A 19858-nucleotide genomic window follows, 5' to 3' on the forward strand; every position below is an offset into this window, starting at 1 on the left:
ATAGCGTCTGTATCCTGCCAGCCAAGACAGGTGGTAAGGTCGCCCTGTGGATCTGCGTCAACGAGTAAGACCTTCTTGCCGTTCATGGCAAGCCCGATGCCCAAGTTGACCGCCGTAGTGGTCTTGCCAACTCCACCCTTCTGATTGCAGATGGCGATGGTTTTGCAGTCGCTCATTCGGCTTACCTCCTTTCTCTTAGATTCATAGCCGCTTTTGGCAGCTATGTAATGTGCTTTATTTGTCCTCGACGCCCCAAGCACAATGGGAAGTCATCAGGCGCTCGGCTGCTAACCGAGTCCATAGGAATCTCACCTCTGCCGGGTTCTCCGCCAGCCCCGTAGGGAAGTATCATTAACCCTGATGCGTTTCATCGCCTTATCCGTAGCAACCGGATATTTCAGAACAGTTCGGCTTCGCTCTCCCTCCTTGCTTTCCGCATTTACCCGTAGGGGCAGGAGGATCATGGCGCACTTTCATACGGCTGAGGGTTTCCCCTCCGCTCAGGAACAACCTGATGAATGTGTATTCAGTTTTCAAAGAACTCGTGAGGTGTTTTGCCTCACACCCCACAACAGCAACGAAAAGGCTCATTTTTTAACCCCCTTTTGAAAAAAATTTTTCGGGCAGCAAAAAAACTCCCGCCTTACTTCCCTCGAAGTAAAACGGGAGCAAAAGAAAAACCCCACCGAGAGCGAATCTCAGTGGGGTAAGTAAGAACACCTGTGAAGTGGCGTGAACTTGCGGAAAATCGCATAAGTTCCGAACACATTTTGGAGTAAGTTAGGCGTGAATTGGCGTAATCTGCTGGCGTATGACCTCTTATCTGCTCTTACCAGCTCACGCATACAGACTTATAAAGGCTTACTCAGTCCAAAGGTTTCATGGTGGGGAACAGCAACACGTCCCTAATAGACTGCGCGCCGGTCAGCAGCATCACCAGGCGGTCGATGCCCATGCCCATGCCCCCTGTAGGCGGCATACCATATTCCAGCGCCGTCAGGAAATCCTCGTCCACGTCGCAGGCCTCATCGTCCCCAGCGGCCTTCTGGGCGGCCTGGGCCTCAAAGCGCTCCCGCTGGTCAATGGGATCGTTAAGCTCGCTGAAAGCGTTGGCGTATTCGCCGCCGCAGATGAACAGCTCGAACCGCTGGGTATATTCCGGGTTCTCCGGATCCTTCTTGGCCAAAGGCGAAATATCCACCGGATGGCCTGTCAGGAAGGTGGGCTGCACCAGCTTTTCTTCGCAGTATTCCTCAAAGAACAGGTTCAGAATGTCCCCCTTGCGGTGCCGCTGCTCAAAGGCAATGTGGTGCTCTTTTGCAAGCTCCCTTGCCTGCTCCAGGGTTTCCACCTGGGCAAAGTCCACCCCGGCATACTGCTTCACCGCCTCCACCATGCTGATGCGGGTAAAGGGCTTGTCCAGGTCAATTTCCACCCCGTCCCGCTCCACCTTGCCGGTGCCCAGCACTTTGTGGGCCACAGTGCGGATGAGATCCTCCGTAATGTCCATCATGCCGTTAAAGTCGGTGTATGCCTGATACAGCTCCAGCATGGTGAACTCCGGATTGTGCCGGGTGTCCATGCCTTCGTTGCGGAAGTTCCGCCCAATTTCATACACCCTCTCAAAGCCCCCTACAATCAGCCGCTTCAGGTGCAGCTCCAGGGCAATGCGCAGATACATGTCCAAGTCTAAGGTATTGTGGTGGGTGATAAAGGGCCTTGCGGCGGCCCCGCCTGCCTGGGTGTGGAGCACAGGGGTTTCCACCTCCAAAAAGGCTTTGCCGTCCAGATACTCCCGCACAGCGCTGATAATTTTCGAGCGCTTGGTAAATACATCCCGCACCTCAGGGTTCATAATGAGATCCAGATACCGCTGGCGGTATCTGGCGTCTGTATCCCGCAGGCCGTGATACTTCTCCGGCAAAGGCAGCAGCGCCTTGGAAAGGATGGTAATGCTGTCCGCCTTCACAGAAATCTCCCCGCGCTTGGTGCGGAAAGCCTCTCCCTCCACGCCTACAATGTCGCCGATGTCCAGGGAGGCCATAAAGGTTTTGTAAGGCTCCTCCCCCATCACGTCAATTTTCGCGTAAATCTGCACCTGCCCGGACACGTCCCGCAAGTCCATAAAGGAAGCCTTGCCCATGCCCCGGCGGCTCATAATCCGCCCGGCCACAGACACCTTTTTCCCTTCCAGCTCCTCAAAGTTCTCCGCAATCTCCCGGGCCTTCTGCCCCGCGTCAAAGGTGACGTTCTGATAAGGATCCCGGCCCTGCTCCTGCATGGCGAAAAGCTTGTTCCTGCGGATCTGCAAAATTTCCTTTAAGTCCTGGCCGCCCTCTGCCTGAGGCGCCTGGGTGTTCTGTTCTGCCACTCCCTGCACTTCCTTTCCTGTTTTCTGCTCAAGAAATCGTTACCACCGTATAGGTGGAGAAGCCTGCCGGCGTTTCCACCTCCACCGTCTGGCCCACTGCCGCCCCCAGCAAAGCCTTGCCCACAGCGGATTCGTCGGAAATCTTGCCGCCCCTGGGATCGGCCTCGTTAGAGCCTACAATTTTATACTCCTTGGTGGCCTTCTTGCCGGTGGCTGTCACCACAGCCACCTCTATTTTAGAGCCGATATGCACTGTCTCGTTGCTCAGCTCGCTTTCGTCAATGACCACCGCGTTTTTCAGCATAACCTCCACGTCGGCAATGCGGGCCTCCATAATGGCCTGGTCATTTTTCGCCTCGTCATATTCGCTGTTTTCCGAAAGGTCGCCAAAGGAAAGGGCCACCTTTATTTTTTCAGCCACTTCCCTGCGCCGCACAGTCTTTAAATATTCCAGCTCTTTTTCCAGGGCCGCCAAGCCCTCCTCTGTCACAAAAAACTGCTTCTCTGCCATGTCAACCGCCATACGGCGCAGGACGCCCGCAAAAAGGGAAACCCGCTTTCTGCGCCCGGCACCGTTCCTTTCTTCATATTTTTCACACTGGCCTGCTTTCCAGCATAGAAACTGCACCGGGTTTTCCGTATATTTTTTCCTCCCCCAGGCGGGGGAGGAAAAAAGCGGGGCCTGCGGTACATCACAATGGTCTATATTATACTGCATTTGGGCCGCCTTTGTCAATGGAAAATGCCCTTCTTGGAGCGCCGAAATCGCGCTTTTTATGCCTCCGGCCTAAAGCCTTGGGGCTTTGCCCCCAACCCCTTAAAAAGGGAACCGCTCCCTGCGGGAAAGGCTGGCCCTAATTTTATTAAATTTTTTTGTACTTTATTGCTTTACGTCCTCCGGTGAAATGCACAATCAAAATTTTTCAATTCACAAAAACTTGGTTTTTAGATCAAACCTTTTTTCAAAAAGGTTTGCAGGGTGTGGGACAGCGTCCCACGGCCTTGCGCCGGAGGCAAAGCCGCTCCAGGCAAAAAGCGCCCCTGCCACAGGGGCATGGGGCGCCGGGAAATCACGTATAACAGAAATAGATGGTGGTGCCTAAAATGCTGTCGTAATAGCTTTTATACAGGCCGCTGCCGGTAATGACGCCGTTTTGGCCTGTCACGTTTGCCGGGGTTATGCTGCCGTTCTCCAGCAGGTATTTGGCGTTTGCAATGGTGCGGGCGTCAGGCTTGCGGTTTATCATGCCGTTATAAGCAGGAGGATACTGCCCTGGCTGATAGATAACCCCCCGGATGGTGTTGGGGAAAAGGGGGCTTTTCACCCGGTTAAGCACCACACTGCCCACGCACCTCTGCACCCAGTCGGGAATCCAGGTGCAGCCTGCCTCGGCATTGATAATCCGGGCCAGCAGATCCAAGTCCTCTTCCGTATACTTAGGCTTGCTGTCCGCCTCAATAGCCGCCAGGATTTCCGCCGCTGTGGTGTAGGTGGAGAAATAGCTGGTCTGCTTCTGGGGCAGCTTCAAGCTGGAAATCTTCAGGTTCCGCTGCTGCTCATAGATGGCCCCCACCTGCATGGCATATGTCCCGCCGTCCTTTAAGGCCCGGTTTATAGCCGCCAGGTAGTCCACATTGGGGTCATAGCTTTTCACCGTAATGTGGTCGGTAAGCCCTGCGGCAGAGGCGTGCAGGCCGCCTCCCAGGGGCCAAAGGATCAAGGCCGCCAGCAAAAGGGAAGGAAATAGCTTCTTCAAACGATCGAACCTCCTTTTGGAAAAGTTTGCCCGACCTGGGTATTGGCAGATTCTGCCAGTTCTATGCAGCCCCGCCAAATTTTTTTGGCGCGCCCCTCGGCCGGGTCTACCCGCCATTATACCGAAGCGCCGCCCCAAAAAATGTCAAATGTGTAATCTTAAAAGCTATTTCCCGGCCTTTTGCCGCTTATTTCCCGGCAGGAACCGCCCTCCTCCCCTTTCTTCCCGCTGGTTCGCCCAACAAGCGCCAGCTTTTCCCCAAGCGCCTGTTACAGCGTCTTTACCATGATGAAATCGTCCATCACATAGCCGCCGCCAATGTCTGTTTCCACCTTGTCCGCCACCTGGAAGCCATAGTGGCGGTATACCTCAAAGGCATGGGTATTCTCTTTGTTTACTGTAAGGCGGATAGCGGGCAGCCCTTCCTTTCGGGCCTGCTCCTCCACAAAGGCCAGGGCCTTGCCCACAGCTCCCTGGCCCCGGTATTCCGGCAGCAGGTATACCTTGCTTAAAAACATCTCCTCCCGCCCTTCATACCGGGGGGCAAAGCCGACAAACCCGGCGCTTTCGCCATTGCAGCACATCAGGTAATACTGGTAATTTTGGTGCGCCATCTGCTCCTTCACCGCATGGTCAGACTGGAACTTGTCCAGCATGTAATCCACCTGGCCCTGGGGCAGCAGTGCGTCATAGGTCAGGTGCCACACCCTGTCCGCTATCCGGCACAGGGTATCAATCTGCTCCTGGCTTTCCACTTTTTGCAGCATAATGCTCAAATAAACCATCCCTTTTCATAGTATGTATGTGTAAGTTTTTATGAACAAACTGTGAATACAGGTAAAATCCGGCGAAAAAGCAGGAATTTCTGCCGCTTTTTAACCGTTTTGTTACCACTGAAATATTCCTGTCATGCCTCTCCCGCTGCCTGCCGCTCGTCATAGTTTCCCAGGAAGGAAAACCGGGGCAGCTCGTCGTGCAGGGCGCAGATGAGGGCGAGGGTCTGGGGGTGGTGGAGGCAGCCGGTGAAGTCCAGATAAAAATCATACTCAAAGGCAGAGCCGGGAATGGGCCGGGACTCTATCTTCGTCAGGTTCAGGCCGCACACCGCAAAGCGTTCCAGCACATTATACAAAGATCCTGTGGTGTGGGGCAGGGAGAAGCACAGGCTGATTTTCGTGGCATCCTCGGGAAGCAGGGGTTCCTTGGAGATGACCACAAAGCGGGTGGTATTGTTTTTCTCGTTCTGGATGCCCCGCTCCAGGATTTTCAGGCCGTATTTCTCCGCCGCTTCCTCCGAGCAGATGGCGGCAGTGCCAGCAGGGCGCTCCTGGGCCACAAACTGGGCCGCTGCGGCTGTGTTGGAATATTCCACCGTCTCCAGGCCGTGAGCCTTGATATACTCCCCGCACTGGGAAAGCCCCTGGGGGTGTGACACCACCCGGCGGACAGGGCCTTCCCCGGCGGCGGCCAGGCAGTGCTCCACCTTCACGTCCACAGCGCCTACAATATAAAAGCGGTACTGCAAAATCAGGTCGTAGACAGCGGTAACGCTGCCCGCGGCAGAGTTCTCCACCGGCAGCACCCCCAGGGACTCCGGCTCTTCCTCCACCGCCGCGAACACCTGCCGGAAGTCCGGCACAAAGGCGATGGGCGCCTGGGGATACAGCATGTTTGCCGCCTTGTGGGAATAGGCCCCTTCCACCCCCTGGCACACCACCCGGCTGGGAGCGGGCAGGGTGCGGCGGGCTGTTTTCTCCAGCCTGCGCAGTTCCTCCCCGCCTTCCAGAAGCTGGTGCTGCCTGGCACGGCTGACTGCCATCATGGCGCTGTACAGTGCCTTGGCGCTAGGCCCGTATGCCCCGGCCTTTTCCGCCACCCGGTCTAAAATTTCCTGCTCCCGCTTAGGGGCATATACGGGGATGCCTGCCCCCCGCTTGATTTCCGCCACCCGCTCGGAGCAGTTCATCCGCTGCAAAAACAGGGGGAGGAGTTTTTCGTCTATGGCGTCTATTTCCCCCCGGATTTCTAAAAGCTTTTCCTGATATCCGTCTTTTTCCATATGTATTGTCACGCGGTACAGGCTTGTGCCCTGCACCGCTCCTTTCTTTGTGTTTTTAAGAGTTTCCCGCCGGGGCGCAGGATCTTTCCGCCGGGGCGCATCACTTCCCGCCGGGGCGGGGCCTTTCTTCCTTGGAAGAAAGGGCCGCGTCCCGAAGGGCGCGAAGCAGCTATGCTGCTTCGGCCCCGGCGGGAGCGCTGGCTACAGCAGGCCGCTTTGGGCTAAAAGCTCCAGGGAGGCAAGGCAGGCCGCCGCTTCCACCACAGGGGCGGCCCGGGGCACAATGCAGGGATCATGCCGCCCGGTGACCGCCAGCTTTTCGTTTTCATGGGTTTGCAGGTTTACGGTGTCCTGCTCCTGGGCGATAGAGGGGGTGGGCTTGAAGGCCGCCCGGAAGATGAGGGGCATGCCTGTGGTGATGCCGCCTAAAATCCCGCCGGCATTGTTTTGGCTGGTTCTCACCCTGCCGTAGCTGTCATAATAAAAGGGATCGTTATTTTCGCTGCCCCGCAGGGACGCGGCGGAGAAGCCCGCCCCAAACTCCACCCCTTTTACAGCCGGGATGCCGAACAGAATGGAGGAAAACAGGTTTTCCGCCCCGCCGAACATGGGGTTCCCCGCCCCGGCAGGCAGGCCTGTGACGGCGCACTCCACCACGCCCCCCACGCTGTCCTGGCTCATGCGGGCTTCCTCAATTTTTGCCCGCATGGCTTCTTTGGCGGCGGCATCAATGACCGGGAAATAATCCCCATTTAAGCGCTTTAAAAGCTTTCCCGGCACCTCCACCGGGTCAAAGGGCGTGTCCGTAACCCCGGCTATCATCTGCACATGGGAGCCTGCCAGAATGCCCCGCCGGGCCAGAATCTGCCGGGCCACAGCCCCTGCCAACACCAGGGGCGCTGTGAGCCTGCCGGAAAAATGCCCACCGCCCCGGATATCGTGAAAGCCTTTATAGCGCACAGAGGCTGTGAAATCCGCGTGGCCGGGGCGGGGGCGCAGGCGGAGGTTTTCGTAGTCTTTAGACCGCTGGCTGGTGTTTTGGATGACGGCGCACAGGGGCGCCCCTGTGGTTACGCCGTTTAAGAGGCCGCAGAGGATTTCCGGGGCATCCGGCTCCTTGCGGGTGGTGGCGGTGGGATCCTGCCCCGGCGCCCGGCGGGCCATCTGGGCCAGCAGCCCCTCCAGGCTGATTTCCTCCCCGGCGGGCAGGCCGTCGATGTTCACCCCGATGGCCTGGGTGTGGCTGCCCCCGAAAATGCTGATTCTGATTCTTTCACCCCAACTGGACGACATGGGCGTTCCCTCCCAACTTTGCAAAATCATCGTAAAAATCCGGGTACGTTTTCCGCACGGCCCAGGCGTCTGTCACCTGCACAGGGGCGCTGCTGCGAAGGCCCGCCCCGGCAAAGGCCATCAGCACCCGGTGATCGTTATGGCCCTGGGCTGTGCCACCTGCAAGGCGCTGGACCCCCTGGATGATAAGCGCGTCCTCCTCTGCCTTGGCGCGGCCCCCCAGGGCGTTGACAGCCTCCTCCATGGCGGCAAGGCGGTCGCTTTCTTTTAAGCGCAGGCGGCCCGCGTTTACCAGCCGGGTTTCCCCGCCGCTTAAGGCGGCGCAGACGGACAGGGCCGGGGCCATGTCTGTAATCTGGGCCATGTCTACCCTTTGGCCTGTAAGGCCCCCGAAAGGCTTTTCCGGGTGCAGGTTTTGAGCGATGAGCCAGCCCTCCTCCCAATGGGTGTGAAGGCCAAAGGAGCCGAACACTTCCACGCAGGCCATGTCCCCCTGAAGGGAATGGGGGGAAAGGCCCCCTATGCGCACCTGGGCGCCCTGGGGGGACAGGGCCGCCATATTGAGGAAGAAGGCGGCCTGGGACCAGTCCCCCTCCACATGGTAGTCCCGGGGGAGGTACTGCTGCCTGCCGGGGACGCGCCAGCCCTGTTCTGTTTTCTCGGTTTTCACCCCGAAGTCCTGGAGCACCGCCAAGGTCATGTCCACATAGCCTACAGACTCCAGGGGGGAGGTGAGGCGGATTTCGCTGTCCCCGGGAAGCAGGGGCAGGGCAAAGAGCAGGCCTGTGACAAACTGGGAGCTGATGTCCCCGGGCAGCTCGAAAAGGCCCGGGGCAAGCTGCCCCTCTATTTCCAGGGGCAGGCCTCCCTCTGTGGCAAAAGACACCCCGTGGGCGGGGAGCAAATCCCCATATACCCCCAAGGGCCGCTGGGGAAGCCTTCCGCTGCCTGTAAAGCGCCAGCGGCCCCCCAGGGCGGCGGCGATGGGGATGATAAACCGCAAAAGCCCGCCGGACTCCCGGCAATGGATTTCCCCTTCCTTAGGGCAGGGGGACGTTTTTTCCACCAACATGGTTTTTGCGGAAGGGTTGTGCCCTACGGCGCAGCCCAAGGCCTTTAAGGCCTCCATGGTGGCGGCGATATCCTCGCTGACAGCCATATTGGAAAGCAGGCACCGTCCTCCGGAAAGCCCGGCACAGAGCAGCGCCCTGTGGGCAGCGCTCTTGCTGGGGGGCATCACCACGCTGCCCCCGGAAAACCCGGGGCCGTATACAACCTGGTACATGGCTTTTCCCCCTTTCATACCAGCGCCTCCAAAAGCGCCTTGCGGGTGATGGGATAGATGACGCTTTTCCCTATTTCCGTAAGCAGGATGAGCCGCAGGGTGTCCCCGTCGCTTTTTTTGTCCAGGGCTGTGGCCTCCACCACCTGCTCCGCTGTGAAGGCATCCTCAGTGGGCAGGCCATACTGGGCAAGGACTGCCCGCACCTGTTCCGCTGTGCCCGGCTGTGTGACACCCAGGCTTTCCCCGGCCCGGCAGGCCATCACCATGCCGACGCCCACTGCTTCCCCATGGGCCAGGCCTTTAAAGTTGTGGAGCTTTTCCAGGGCGTGGCCGAAGGTGTGGCCGAAATTTAAAATCATGCGCCGGCCTGTGTCCCGGGTATCGGCTTCCACAAAATCCCGCTTGATGGCAACGGAACGGCCGATAACCTCCTCCAGGCTGTGAAGGGCCGCGCCTGCCTGCAAATCCGCAAAAAGCTGTTTATCCGCAATGCAGCCGTGCTTGATAAGCTCTCCCATGCCGTCCCGGAAAAAATAGTCCGGCAGAGTGCGCAGGGCTTCCGTATCTGCCGCCACAGCCATGGGCTGGTGGAAGGCCCCCACCAGGTTTTTGCCGAAGGGCAGGTCTACCCCGGTTTTGCCCCCCACGCTTGCGTCCACCATGGACAAAAGGGAGGTGGGCACCTGGAAAAAGTCTATGCCCCGCAGGAAGGTGGCGGCGGCAAAGCCTCCCATATCCCCGGTGACGCCGCCGCCCAGGGTAACGATGAAGTCTGTGCGGGTGAAGCCCGCTTCCGACAGGGCCTTGTACATGTCACAGATGGTGCTTATCTGCTTGTGCTCCTCCCCGGCGGGGAACACGAAGGCAGACACCTGAAAGCCCGCCTGCTCCAGGGAGGCCTTCGCCCGCTCCCCGTACAGGGGGAACACGTTTGTTTCGCTGACGATCATGGCCTTTGTGCCGGGCTTTTTGTGCCGGGCGGCAATTTCCCCAATCCGGCCCAGGACTCCCGGCTCTATGGTGACCCGGTAGGGCCTGTCTGTCCGCACGTCTATAGTCATGTGGCTTTTCACTCCTTTTGGATTTGTCTCTGGGCAGTTGCCTCACCTTTGCCCGGACGGCAAAACCGGCGCGGCCGGTTTTAGGGGGCTTGCCCCCGCGCTTCTTGCCCCGCAGGGGGAGGAAGCGCGCCGTCCGGGGGACGGTCAGCCGTTCTCTCGCTTTGCGTCCCCGGCTTTGCGCAGGAGGGCCTGCAGAGGCTCCTCCTCCCCTGCCGCGATGGCCTGCCGCAAGCGGCTCAGGTCGCCTATAAGCTGGTCAAGCTCTTCTGTGAGGGGTTCCCGGTTGTCCAGGAAAAGCCTTGTCCACAGGGCGTGGTTAATATCTGCCACCCGGGAAACGTCCCGGTAGCTGCCGGCGGAAAAGCCCCTGTGGTCTTTGCACCGGGGGCTGAGCACATAGGCGCAGGCCAGCACGTGGGGCACCTGGGAGGTGTAGGCTATCATCCTGTCGTGGTGCTCCGGGGTGGTGCGGACAATCTGCCCGAAGCCCATGGAGAGGGCTAAAGCCTCCACCTCCCCCACCGCCCATTCCGGGGCGGCGCAGGGGGCGATGAGATAGGAAGCGCCCATAAAGATGCTGGGATCGCTTGCGGCAAAGCCGCTTTTCTCCTTGCCCGCCATGGGGTGCCCGGCTACGAAAACGTATCTGCCCTTATGGGCCAGCTTCTCCATGCCCGCGCACACCGCGGCTTTTATGCCGCAGGCGTCTGTGACAATGCAGTTTTCCTTCAGGGCGCTTCCATGGGCCTCCATAAAGGCCAAGGCCCCCTGGGGGTATACGCACAGGTACACCACGTCTGCCCGGGCAAGCTCCGCAGGCCCTGCTTTGCCGTCTATGGCCCCGCAGGAGCAGGCGTCCAGCAAAGCGCCTTCATCCCTGTCTATGCCGTAAACCCGGTGGCTGGTGCGCTGCTTCAGGGCTTTGGCAATGGATCCGCCGATAAGCCCCAGGCCCACCACTACAATGTCCTTGCCAGCGCTCATAAGGTTTCCACCATCTGGGAAACTTTTGTCACCTTCCGGGCAAGCTTTTCAAACTGGGCCGGGGTGATGGACTGGGCGCCGTCGCACAGGGCATGGCTGGGGTCGTTATGCACCTCGATAATCAGGCCGTCGGCCCCGATGGCGGCGGCTGCCACAGCCAAAGGCTCGATGAGCCAGTTAAGCCCTGAGGCATGGCTGGGATCTACCACCACAGGCAGATGGGACAGCCGCTTTAAGACAGGCACGGCGGAGATGTCCAGGGTGTTGCGGGTAATGGTCTCATAGGTGCGGATGCCCCGCTCGCACAGAATGACCTGCTCGTTGCCCTCCGCCATAATGTATTCCGCGCTCATTAAAAGCTCCTCAATGGTGTTTGCAAGGCCCCGCTTCAGGAGGATGGGCTTGTGGAGCTTTCCAAGCTGCTTTAAAAGCTCGAAATTCTGCATGTTCCGCGCCCCCACCTGGATGACGTCCACATCCTCAAACAGGGGCAGGTGCTCGATGCTCATAATCTCTGTGACAATGGGCAGGCCCGTTTCCTTTTTGGCTTCCCGCAGAAGTTCCAGGCCCTGGGCTTTCATGCCCTGGAAAGCATAGGGGCTGGTGCGGGGCTTGAAGGCGCCGCCCCGCAAAAACTGCGCCCCGGACTGCCCCACGCTTTTCGCCACGCTGATAATCTGCTCCCGGCTCTCCACAGAGCAGGGGCCTGCGATAAGCGCCAGGCCGCCCCCGCCGATTTTCCGGCCCCCGGGCAGGGTGACTGCCGTATCGTCCGGGTGGAACTTCCGGTTTGCCTTTTTATAAGGCTCCTGCACCCGGCGGACAGCCTCCACCACGTCCTGGGCGGCGATATATTCGTCGTCTATGGCGGTGGTGTCGCCGATAAGGCCCAGCACAGTGCTGTGGGTGCCCACCCAGGTGTTCACCTGCACGTCATAGTTTTGGGTGAGGCGGCGGATGAAGGACTCCACCAGCTCCTGCCCCTGGTTTGGTTTTAATACGATAATCATGTCATTTTCCCCTTCCTAAGTTTGCAGGCCAAAGCGCGCCGCAAACAAAAAAGCAGGGCCGCTTTGGGCCCTGCCGTAAAATTTCCGCTGTATTCCCCGCGCCGGATTCCTTCCCAGGCCCCGGCAAGTGAAGCCCGGGATTTTTAAGCGCAGGGCGGAAAGCAGCCGCCCAGCTTTGCACACGCACGAAAAGCCCGCGCAGTAAATCGCAGGCTGTAAGCATAGAGGCTAAATCGTTTTGTGAGCATGGGCTTCATAGCGGTTTTCCTTCCGTTTATAGCGTTTGTTGCTCTTAAATTTTACTACTGCAAAGCGCTGTTGTCAAGAATTTTTTGCAGGGGGCTGTATGGGCAGCGCGGTTCAAAAGAGTGAAAAGCGGTACATACTGCCTTTCAAGGGCGTTTAGGGCAGCCTGGAAAGGGCCATGCCAAGGCCGCAGGAAAGGAGGTTTGCCACAAGGGCATACCGGCAGGCCCGGCCGGGGGGCTGGCGCTCCCTGCTGCACCTGCCGATAAGGAGGGAATATACCGCAGCCTCCAGGGTGAACACGGCCAGCTCCAGCACCGCGAACCAGAACCAGAAGGCCCAGGGGCCTTTCCAGTAAGTGATGAGGTACAGGGAAATGTACAGCAGCCCCTGGGTGATGAGGTTTGTGCCGGCAAAGAGGAGAAGCTGCCTGTTTTCCCGGTATCCGAACAAGAGGGCCAGCCCCGCTTCCAGCAGGATGGTGAGGGCCGCCCGCAGGGCCGCCCGGGACAGGCCCCGGCTGTAATCGTAGGAAGCCCGCACCTGCATCCCGCCGCCGGAAACAGCGCAGTGGAAATAGCTTTCAAAGGCATAGCGCTCTAAAACGCCGCTTGTGAGGAAAGCGCCTGTTTCCGGAAAATAAAGCAATATTTTGAAGACATCCGGGGGATGGTACCCCCAGGTGAAGCCCTGGGCGTCTGTGCAGTACCAGTATTCCTGCAGGAAATAAAAGCCGTCCGGATCTTCATAGCGGGCGAATTTCTGCCAGATTTCATACTCCTCCTCTGTAAGGCGCTCGTTCCTGCTGTACCCGTCCCAGGCCTGGTAAGGCCCCCAGGGGCTTTCGCCGGAAAGCAGGGTGGCATATGCCTTTTCCCCGGAAATGCCGCTGATGGTGACAGTGGTGCTGGGCTTGGGGCCAATATCCGCCCGGGCGGGAAGGGGCAGGAGCATGGCGAGCAGCAGGCAGCACAGAAGGCCCCGCATCCATCTTTTCCTCATATGCGCCTCACAGCCCCAGGTTTACAATGCGCCTTGCCACCACCACAGGGGGCGCGCCCGCGTCTACGGTAATGTCTGCCGCTGCCCGGTACAAAGGGGCGCGCTGATAGAAAAGCTCCTCAATGACCTGCCGGCGGTTGGGCTTTTGCAGCAGAGGCCGCCTTTTGTCATTTTTCAGCCGTTCCTGCAGGGCGGGCAGGGGCACGTCTAAAAAGAGGATGACAGCCCCGTTCTGGTGGAAAAGCTCTACGTTATGGGGGAACAGCACAGTGCCCCCGCCGCTTGCCACCACCAGCCCCGCCTGCCGGGACACCTCCTCTACGGCCCGGGCCTCCCGCTGCCGGAAGCCCTGCTCTCCGAAACGGGCAAAAATTTCTGTGATGGACAGGCCTTCCCGCTGCTCGATGTATTTGTCCAGGTCGCACAGCTCCCGGCCCAAAAGCTTTGCCGCCCGCCTGCCCACGCTGGTTTTGCCGCAGCCCATAAAGCCGCAGAGCACGATGTTGCCGGTCATGCTTCATTCCTCCCAAAGGTTTTTTCCATTTCCGCTGCAGCGTCCCGGCACAGGGCCTCTATATCCTCCGGGCAAAACCGGGTTCCATACCAGATTTCATGGGCCTGCACCGCCTGGTATACCAGCATTTCCATGCCGCCCACAGCCTTGGCCCCCGCCTTTTCCGCAAACCGCAGAAGCTGGGTGCGCCCGGGGTTATACACCGCGTCGAACACAGCCCTGCACCGGGCCGCCACCCCTTCCGGCACAGGGCTTTCCCCGGCGCGGGGAACCATGCCTACGCTGGTGCAGTTTATGAGAAGGTCAAAGCTTTGGGAGGCGTCCAGCCTAAGCTCCTCATAGGTTTCTGTTCTGACAAGGAAGCCTTTATCCCCCCGCCTGCGGGCAAAGGCGGCAAGCTCCCGGGCTAGGGCGTCCGCTTTCTCCCGGGCGGCGGGACGGTGGGCGATGGTGATGGCAAAATCCTGCACGCTTTGGGCCGCTTCAAAGGCAATGGCCCGGGCCGCGCCCCCGTTTCCCAGCAGCAGCAGGCTGCCGGAAAAGGACAGGCCATGGTTTTCCAGGGCCTTCCGGCACCCGGCCCCGTCGGTGGTGTATCCTATCAGTTTTCCGTCCCTGACCTGCACCGTATTCACAGAGCCAAAAGCTTTGGCTGCCGGATCCACCTCGTCCAAAAAAGGCAGGATGGCGCTTTTGTGGGGGATGGTGATATTAAAGCAGTGGAGGCCCCGAAGCCGCGGCAGGGCTTCCGCCAAATCCGGCACGTCCAGCACCTGGTATTCCAGGGGGATGCCCGACAGGGCAAACAGGCGCTTATGGATAAAGGGGGACATAGTGTGGCCGATGGGGTGGCCGATGACGGCCGCTTTTTGTACATCCATGGATTTTTCCTCTTTTCTGGGAAATTTTTTTATGGAAAGGCAAAAAATTTTCTCTGTAAGGTTGACAAAGCGGGGCGCAGTCAATACAATGTAGGAGATGGATGCGTGCCCGCGCGTATGGATTGTATCATATTCGGGCCGGTTTTGTCCATATCTGCCGGGCACCCGGCCGGAAACAAATTTTTGTATATCATCAATTTTTCAGGAGGTAAACAGTATGGTACTGGAAAAAATCAAGACGATTCTCAGTGAGCAGTTTGACGTGGAAGAGGACAACATCACCACGGAAACCACTTTGCAGGACGACCTGGGAGCCGATTCCCTGGACGTGGTGGATTTGCTCATGTCCATTGAGGACGAGTTTGAGGTGGAAATCCCGGATGGCGAGGTGGAAAACATCAAGACTGTGGGCAGCCTGGTGGAGTACATCGAGTCCCATTCCTAAAAATACGCATAACCTGCAGCCCGGGCCAGAGCCTGGGCTTTTTTGCATAAGGCTTGCAATACCGCTGTGCCTGTGCTATAATGATTACGGATGAAATCAATATGAGGCATGGCCCTCAAAAAAGAACCCCGGAGATGGCACTCTCCGGGGTTCTTTTTTGCTCTGTGCTTACTTGCCTTTGCGTTTCCCATCAAGCCACTTGCAGAGGCAGCAGTATATGTAATTTGCTGCTACGCTCGCTGCGATGGAAAGGATGAAATCAATACAAACTGACACGGCCCTCACCCCCTCTCCTTGCCAGTGTGGGGGCAGGCAAGCACCTGTATTATACCATACTTCTGGCGGGGATGGAAGAAAAAGGCCGAAAAATGGCAGGGCAGGCGGCTGGGGCGGGGCAAAAACACTTGCAAAACCGCGAATGTGCCTTTATAATATTTCCTATATGCTGTCAGCGAAAGGATTGTTAAGTTTATGGCACAGAAAAAAATGGTTAACGACATCACTTCTATGGACGTGGATTTTGCCCAGTGGTATACGGACATTGTGAAAAAGGCCCAGCTTGCCGACTATTCCGGCGTGAAGGGCTGCATAGTGTACCAGCCCTACGGCTATGCCATCTGGGAGAACATCCAGCGGGATATGGACAGGCGCTTTAAGGAGGCCGGGGTGCAGAACGTATATATGCCCATGCTTATCCCGGAAAGCCTGCTGCAAAAGGAAAAGGATCACATTGACGGCTTTGCCCCCGAGTGCGCGGCTGTAACCCAGGGGGGCGGGGAAAAGCTTTCCGAGACGCTTTATGTGCGCCCCACCAGCGAGGTGCTTTTCTGCGAGCACTATCAGAAAATCATCCACTCCTACCGGGACTTGCCCAAGCTTTACAACCAGTGGTGCTCTGTTATGCGCTGGGAAAAAACCACCCGGCCTTTCCTGCGGGGCATGGAGTTTTTGTGGCAGGAGGGCCACACCATGCACGAAACCGCCGAGGAGGCACAGGCGTTCACCTTGAAGATGCTGAAAATTTATGAGGACGTGTACCGGGAAACCCTGGCTATCCCGCCGGTGGTGGGCAGAAAAACAGAAAAGGAAAAATTCGCCGGGGCCGAGGCCAGCTATACCCTGGAGCCTATGATGCATAACGGCGTGGCCCTCCAGGGCGGCACCACCCACTATTTCGGGGACGGCTTTGCAAAGGCCTTTGGCATCCAGTTTACCGGCCGGGACAACTCCCTGCAGGCCCCTTACCAGACCTCCTGGGGCATGAGCACCCGCTTAATCGGCGCGGTGATTATGGTGCATGGCGACGACAACGGCCTGGTGCTGCCCCCCAGGGTGGCCCCGGTGCAGGTGGTTATCGTGCCCATTGCCCAGCACAAGCCCGGCGTGCTGGAGAAGGCAAAGGAAATCTGCGACGGACTGAGCCGGACGTTCCGGGTGAAGCTGGACGACAGCGACAACTCCCCGGGGTGGAAGTTTGCCCAGTATGAGATGCAGGGGGTGCCCCTGCGGCTGGAAATCGGGCCGAAGGACATGGAAAACGGCCAGTGCGTGCTGGTGCGCAGGGATACCGGGGAAAAGCAGTTCACATCCCTGGAGGGCCTGGAGGACGTTATAAAATCCCTGTTGGACACCATCCACGAGGATATGTTGGTTCGCGCCCAGAAAAACATGGAGGAAAAAACCTTCACAGCCCACAACCACGAGGAATTTTTGGATATTGCCCAGAACAAGCCCGGGTTTATCAAGGCCATGTGGTGCGGGGATTCCGCCTGCGAGGACAAGCTGAAGGAGGAGACAGGCGGGGTGAAGTCCCGCTGCATCCCCTTTGAGGAGGAGCATATCTCCGACGTGTGCGCCTGCTGCGGCAAGCCCGCAAAGCACATGGTGTATTGGGGAAGGCAGTATTAGTGAAAATATAGAGGAAAGGGACGGTACGGGCGCAAAAAGCCGTCGTTTTATAGCTTTTTGTGCGTGTCCTGTATCGCATGGCGATTTTTATGTCAACCGCCTATTTTGGCATCGGCATTTATGTGAAGGGCAGCGTGGAAGCGGCAGAGCTTTACTGCGAGGCCTTTGGGCTGGAGCTGGGCTATCACGTTTTGAACGAGGATGGCAGTTACTTCCATTCGGAACTGATGAAGAATGGCGAGCCTGCCCTTTCTGTGGTGGAGGCTCCGGCTGCCCCTGGGGGGAACCCTGTTGAACTGGGCTATACCTTTAGCTGCCGGGAAGATCTGGAGGGGGCCTTTGCCCTTTTGAAGGCGGGCGGCAAGGTGAAGCTGGAGCCGGAGGAACTGCCCTGGTCCCCCCTGGCGGCTACAGTTACCGACCGCTTTGGCGTGAACTGGTTCCTAAGCCTGCCCCAGCACCTGCCGCCGGAGGATTTTAAGCCTGCGGGCTTCCAGTGACCCTACAGGCCAGTCTGGCCTACGCATCCAAACGCAAAACACAGAATAGGCTTTTACTATAAAGCACCCTGGAGGAAAGCAAATCCCTCCAGGGTGCTTTTGCACGCGTGTTCAGGTTTAGGCTGGCTCTCCCAACAGCAGGCGGCGCTTTTTAGAACCTGTATTCATAATCGAAATTGCCAGATGAGCGAGAATTTTTGGAGCCAATCAAGGCAAATATTTCGCAAACGCATGTATGCGTTCGGCAGGCAAACGTTAGCCGGAGGCTAACGTTTGCGCCTCTGCAAGAAAATTTAACACAGAGTGGCTTCAAAAAGGCCGCTCAGATGGTGGTTACAGGTTGTGAACACAGGTTCTTTGGTACAGGAGCAGGCCGGCGGCATCTGCCAAGGCCCAGCCGATGGGGATTGACCACCAGATGCCAATGACGCCTAAGGCGGGGATGGCGGAAAGGGCATAGGAGAGGGCCACCCGGGTGCCCAGGGAGATGACTGTGAGCACCACAGAGACGGCGGGTCGGCCCAAGGCCCGGTACAGCCCATAGAGCAGGAACAGGCAGCCAATGCCGCAATAAAACGGCCCGATAATGCGGAGGTACTGGACACCCTGGGCGATGATGGCGGTTTGGGAGGCGTCCACGAAAATGAGCATCAGGGGCTTTGCCAGGAACCACAGGGCCAGGGAAACCAGCAGGCAATAGGACACAGAGGTGAGCACGCCCCAGCGCACCCCTTTTTTGATGCGCCCCGTCTCCCCTGCCCCCCGGTTTTGGGCGATGAAGGTGGAAAAGGCGTTGCCAAATTCCTGGGCGGGCATGTAGGCAAAGGAATCTATCTTCACCCCGGCGGCAAAGGCCGCCATCACGGTGGTGCCGAAGCTGTTCACCAGCCCCTGCACCATGAGGATGCCCAGGTTCATGACCGACTGCTGCAGGCAGGTGAGGAAGGAATACCGGACGATTTCCCCCAGCCCCGCTTTTTCCACCCGGAAGCTTTTGAAAGCTTGGCGCAGGGGCTGGTTTTTCCAGAGGGTATACAGGGCGATGCCTATGCCGGAGATGTATTGGGCTATTACTGTGGCTGCCGCCGCCCCTGCGGCCCCCTGCCTCCACACAGCCACCAGCAGGATGTCCAGGCCGATATTCAGAGCGGTGGACAGGCCCAGGAACAGCAGGGGCACCACAGAATCCCCCAGGGCTTTCAGGTAGGCTCCGAAGAAGTTATACAGGGCTATGGCGGGGATGCCCCAGAACACCAGGATCAGGTATTCCCGGGCCATGGCGGCAATTTCCCCGGGAATATTCATCCAGCGGATAATCCTGTCCACCCCCAGCAGGGCGCAGGCTGTGAGCAGGCCCCCCAGGGCTGCTGTGAGGGCAAAGGCGCTGGCTATGCTGCTTTGGAGCCGCTGGGGGTTCCGGCTGCCAAAGCACAGGGAAAACACCACCCCGCTGCCCATGCACAGCCCCAGCAGGACAGAGGTGAGGAAGGTCATCAGCGCAAAGGCGGATCCCACTGCCGCCAAGGCCCCGGGGCCTACAAAGCGGCCCACCACCCAGGTGTCCACCAGGTTATAGCCCTGCTGCAAAAGGTTTCCCAGAATCATGGGCAGGGCAAAGGCACACATGGTTTGAAACACAGGGCCTTTTGTCAGATCTTTTTGAAACATGGTTCATTTCTCCATTCCAGCCGGGTTTTTCTGTGTAAACAAAAATGTGCCTATGGCCACGGAAACCGCCAGGTTCAGGGAATCTACCGCGCTGCTTTGGGGAATGAACAGGCTTTGCCCATAGGTCTGGTATACGGGAGGCAGGCCGGCGGCCTCGTTGCCGAAAACAAGGGTATAGCAGGGGGACTGGGGGCAGCTTTCCGGGGTGAGCACCCTGCCCCCGTCCAGCATGAAGGGGAAGATCTCCCGGCCCTGGCCATGGGCCTGGAGATAGGCGGGGAAATCTTCAAAGCGCTCTGTTTCCAACTGGAAGCAGGCCCCCATGCTGGCCCGCACCACCTTGGGGTGCCATAAATCCGCCCCGCCGCCGATAAGGGCCAGGTTCCGGACGCCAAAGCCCAGCAGGGTGCGCATGATGGTGCCCAGGTTCCCCATATCGCTTGGCTCCACCAGGGCCGCGTGGGGCGCTCCCGGCTGCAGGGCGCCAGGGTATTTCAGGAACTCCCCGGCGGCATAGCACGCTTCCTTCTGGGCAACGCGCTCCAAGGCCCTGGGCCACAGCAGGCAGGGCACGCCCAGCTTTTCGCAGCGGCTGAGGAGCTTCTCCCGCTCCCGGAAATCTTCCCGGAAGTATACGGCCCGGACGGCTTTTGGCCTGTGAGAGAGCAGCTCGAAGGTGGGAAAAGGGCCGAGGGCATAGGAATGGGGAAAATCCTTCTTATATTTTTTCGGCAGCTCCCGCTGTTCCATGGACGGGCCTCCTTTCTGAAAGTGGGATGGGGGCTTGCTTGGAAAAACTGCAAAGAAACCCTCAGCGGCAGCGCCGCCCCAGCGGCGGGCGCCAAAGGCGCGCGCCCCCCGGCGGAGCCGGGGC

19 protein-coding genes are annotated in these 19858 nt (G+C 58.6%); 3 read left to right on the forward strand and 16 right to left on the reverse strand.

What is annotated here, in order from left to right; all coding sequences use genetic code 11:
• The 14 genes from D1841_RS12355 to aroE form a co-directional block, all read right to left on the reverse strand.
• A partial coding sequence (locus tag D1841_RS12355) for a ParA family protein (RefSeq protein ID WP_166554265.1) occupies nt 1–176 on the reverse strand: 176 nt, incomplete at its 3' end.
• A gap of 689 nt (nt 177–865) precedes the next feature.
• Entirely contained in the window at nt 866–2371 is a 1506-nt protein-coding gene (lysS, locus tag D1841_RS12360) for a lysine--tRNA ligase (protein ID WP_160641620.1), read from the reverse strand.
• Nucleotides 2372–2399: 28 nt separating this feature from the next.
• Entirely contained in the window at nt 2400–2882 is a 483-nt protein-coding gene (gene greA / locus D1841_RS12365; RefSeq protein ID WP_160641624.1) for a transcription elongation factor GreA, read from the reverse strand.
• A gap of 559 nt (nt 2883–3441) precedes the next feature.
• Nucleotides 3442–4128, reverse strand: a complete 687-nt coding sequence (locus D1841_RS18735; protein ID WP_237076151.1) for a cell wall hydrolase — start codon at nt 4126–4128, stop codon at nt 3442–3444.
• Nucleotides 4129–4397: 269 nt separating this feature from the next.
• Nucleotides 4398–4895, reverse strand: coding sequence for a GNAT family N-acetyltransferase (locus tag D1841_RS12375; RefSeq protein ID WP_161880015.1), 498 nt, complete (start codon nt 4893–4895; stop codon nt 4398–4400).
• A gap of 140 nt (nt 4896–5035) precedes the next feature.
• Nucleotides 5036–6187, reverse strand: a complete 1152-nt coding sequence (locus D1841_RS12380; RefSeq protein WP_160641617.1) for a bifunctional chorismate mutase/prephenate dehydratase — start codon at nt 6185–6187, stop codon at nt 5036–5038.
• A 201-nt stretch (nt 6188–6388) separates the two neighbouring features.
• Complete coding sequence (gene aroC / locus D1841_RS12385; protein WP_160641616.1) at nt 6389–7480, reverse strand: chorismate synthase; 1092 nt, start codon at nt 7478–7480, stop codon at nt 6389–6391.
• Complete coding sequence (gene aroA, locus D1841_RS12390; protein ID WP_237076150.1) at nt 7461–8783, reverse strand: 3-phosphoshikimate 1-carboxyvinyltransferase; 1323 nt, start codon at nt 8781–8783, stop codon at nt 7461–7463. The genes aroC and aroA overlap by 20 nt, the downstream gene beginning before the upstream one ends.
• Nucleotides 8780–9826, reverse strand: coding sequence for a 3-dehydroquinate synthase (aroB, locus tag D1841_RS12395; protein WP_160641615.1), 1047 nt, complete (start codon nt 9824–9826; stop codon nt 8780–8782). The genes aroA and aroB overlap by 4 nt, the downstream gene beginning before the upstream one ends.
• 144 nt (nt 9827–9970) lie before the next feature.
• The gene (locus tag D1841_RS12400; protein ID WP_160641614.1) at nt 9971–10810 is read right to left on the reverse strand and encodes a prephenate dehydrogenase; all 840 of its coding nucleotides are present in this window, start codon (nt 10808–10810) and stop codon (nt 9971–9973) included.
• Nucleotides 10807–11820, reverse strand: coding sequence for a 3-deoxy-7-phosphoheptulonate synthase (gene aroF / locus D1841_RS12405; protein WP_160641613.1), 1014 nt, complete (start codon nt 11818–11820; stop codon nt 10807–10809). Before aroF ends, D1841_RS12400 begins: the two co-directional genes overlap by 4 nt.
• Nucleotides 11821–12222: 402 nt before the next feature.
• Nucleotides 12223–13068 carry a hypothetical protein gene (locus tag D1841_RS12410; protein ID WP_160641612.1) on the reverse strand — a complete coding sequence of 282 codons (846 nt, stop codon included), beginning with the start codon at nt 13066–13068 and terminating at the stop codon, nt 12223–12225.
• 7 nt (nt 13069–13075) lie between these two features.
• The gene (locus D1841_RS12415; protein WP_160641611.1) at nt 13076–13582 is read right to left on the reverse strand and encodes a shikimate kinase; all 507 of its coding nucleotides are present in this window, start codon (nt 13580–13582) and stop codon (nt 13076–13078) included.
• Nucleotides 13579–14463, reverse strand: coding sequence for a shikimate dehydrogenase (gene aroE / locus D1841_RS12420; RefSeq protein ID WP_160641610.1), 885 nt, complete (start codon nt 14461–14463; stop codon nt 13579–13581). The genes D1841_RS12415 and aroE overlap by 4 nt, the downstream gene beginning before the upstream one ends.
• A gap of 97 nt (nt 14464–14560) precedes the next feature.
• On the opposite strand from aroE, the gene acpP reads away from it, so the two are divergent.
• The 3 genes from acpP (at nt 14561) to D1841_RS12435 (ending at nt 17316) form a co-directional block, all read left to right on the forward strand.
• On the forward strand, nt 14561–14908 hold the full coding sequence (gene acpP, locus D1841_RS12425; RefSeq protein ID WP_371721870.1) for an acyl carrier protein: 348 nt from the start codon (nt 14561–14563) through the stop codon (nt 14906–14908).
• 471 nt (nt 14909–15379) lie between these two features.
• Entirely contained in the window at nt 15380–16816 is a 1437-nt protein-coding gene (gene proS, locus D1841_RS12430) for a proline--tRNA ligase (protein WP_160641608.1), read from the forward strand.
• Nucleotides 16817–16905: 89 nt separating this feature from the next.
• On the forward strand, nt 16906–17316 hold the full coding sequence (locus D1841_RS12435) for a glyoxalase/bleomycin resistance/extradiol dioxygenase family protein (protein WP_160641607.1): 411 nt from the start codon (nt 16906–16908) through the stop codon (nt 17314–17316).
• Between the two features lie 333 nt (nt 17317–17649).
• Here the strand turns inward: D1841_RS12435 and D1841_RS12440 are convergent, their stop codons facing one another.
• Both D1841_RS12440 and D1841_RS12445 read right to left on the reverse strand, forming a co-directional pair.
• The gene (locus D1841_RS12440; protein ID WP_160641606.1) at nt 17650–18984 is read right to left on the reverse strand and encodes an MATE family efflux transporter; all 1335 of its coding nucleotides are present in this window, start codon (nt 18982–18984) and stop codon (nt 17650–17652) included.
• A 3-nt stretch (nt 18985–18987) separates the two neighbouring features.
• Nucleotides 18988–19734, reverse strand: a complete 747-nt coding sequence (locus tag D1841_RS12445) for an RNA methyltransferase (protein WP_160641605.1) — start codon at nt 19732–19734, stop codon at nt 18988–18990.
• Nucleotides 19735–19858 lie beyond the last annotated feature (124 nt).

Origin of the sequence: Neglectibacter sp. X4, assembly GCF_009917365.1 — a bacterium.
Taxonomy (GTDB): Bacteria; Bacillota; Clostridia; order Oscillospirales; family Acutalibacteraceae; genus Acutalibacter.

Coding starts and splice junctions, on each gene's coding strand:
- greA (WP_160641624.1), bottom strand. CDS start 2,882: ATGGCAGAGAAGCAGTTTTTTGTGACAGAGGAGGGCTTGGCGGCCCTG.
- D1841_RS12375 (WP_161880015.1), bottom strand. CDS start 4,895: ATGCTGCAAAAAGTGGAAAGCCAGGAGCAGATTGATACCCTGTGCCGG.
- D1841_RS12380 (WP_160641617.1), bottom strand. CDS start 6,187: ATGGAAAAAGACGGATATCAGGAAAAGCTTTTAGAAATCCGGGGGGAA.
- aroC (WP_160641616.1), bottom strand. CDS start 7,480: ATGTCGTCCAGTTGGGGTGAAAGAATCAGAATCAGCATTTTCGGGGGC.
- aroA (WP_237076150.1), bottom strand. CDS start 8,783: ATGAAAGGGGGAAAAGCCATGTACCAGGTTGTATACGGCCCCGGGTTT.
- aroB (WP_160641615.1), bottom strand. CDS start 9,826: ATGACTATAGACGTGCGGACAGACAGGCCCTACCGGGTCACCATAGAG.
- D1841_RS12400 (WP_160641614.1), bottom strand. CDS start 10,810: ATGAGCGCTGGCAAGGACATTGTAGTGGTGGGCCTGGGGCTTATCGGC.
- aroF (WP_160641613.1), bottom strand. CDS start 11,820: ATGATTATCGTATTAAAACCAAACCAGGGGCAGGAGCTGGTGGAGTCC.
- D1841_RS12410 (WP_160641612.1), bottom strand. CDS start 13,068: ATGAGGAAAAGATGGATGCGGGGCCTTCTGTGCTGCCTGCTGCTCGCC.
- D1841_RS12415 (WP_160641611.1), bottom strand. CDS start 13,582: ATGACCGGCAACATCGTGCTCTGCGGCTTTATGGGCTGCGGCAAAACC.
- aroE (WP_160641610.1), bottom strand. CDS start 14,463: ATGGATGTACAAAAAGCGGCCGTCATCGGCCACCCCATCGGCCACACT.
- acpP (WP_371721870.1), top strand. CDS start 14,561: ATGGATGCGTGCCCGCGCGTATGGATTGTATCATATTCGGGCCGGTTT.
- proS (WP_160641608.1), top strand. CDS start 15,380: ATGGCACAGAAAAAAATGGTTAACGACATCACTTCTATGGACGTGGAT.
- D1841_RS12435 (WP_160641607.1), top strand. CDS start 16,906: ATGTCAACCGCCTATTTTGGCATCGGCATTTATGTGAAGGGCAGCGTG.
- D1841_RS12440 (WP_160641606.1), bottom strand. CDS start 18,984: ATGTTTCAAAAAGATCTGACAAAAGGCCCTGTGTTTCAAACCATGTGT.
- D1841_RS12445 (WP_160641605.1), bottom strand. CDS start 19,734: ATGGAACAGCGGGAGCTGCCGAAAAAATATAAGAAGGATTTTCCCCAT.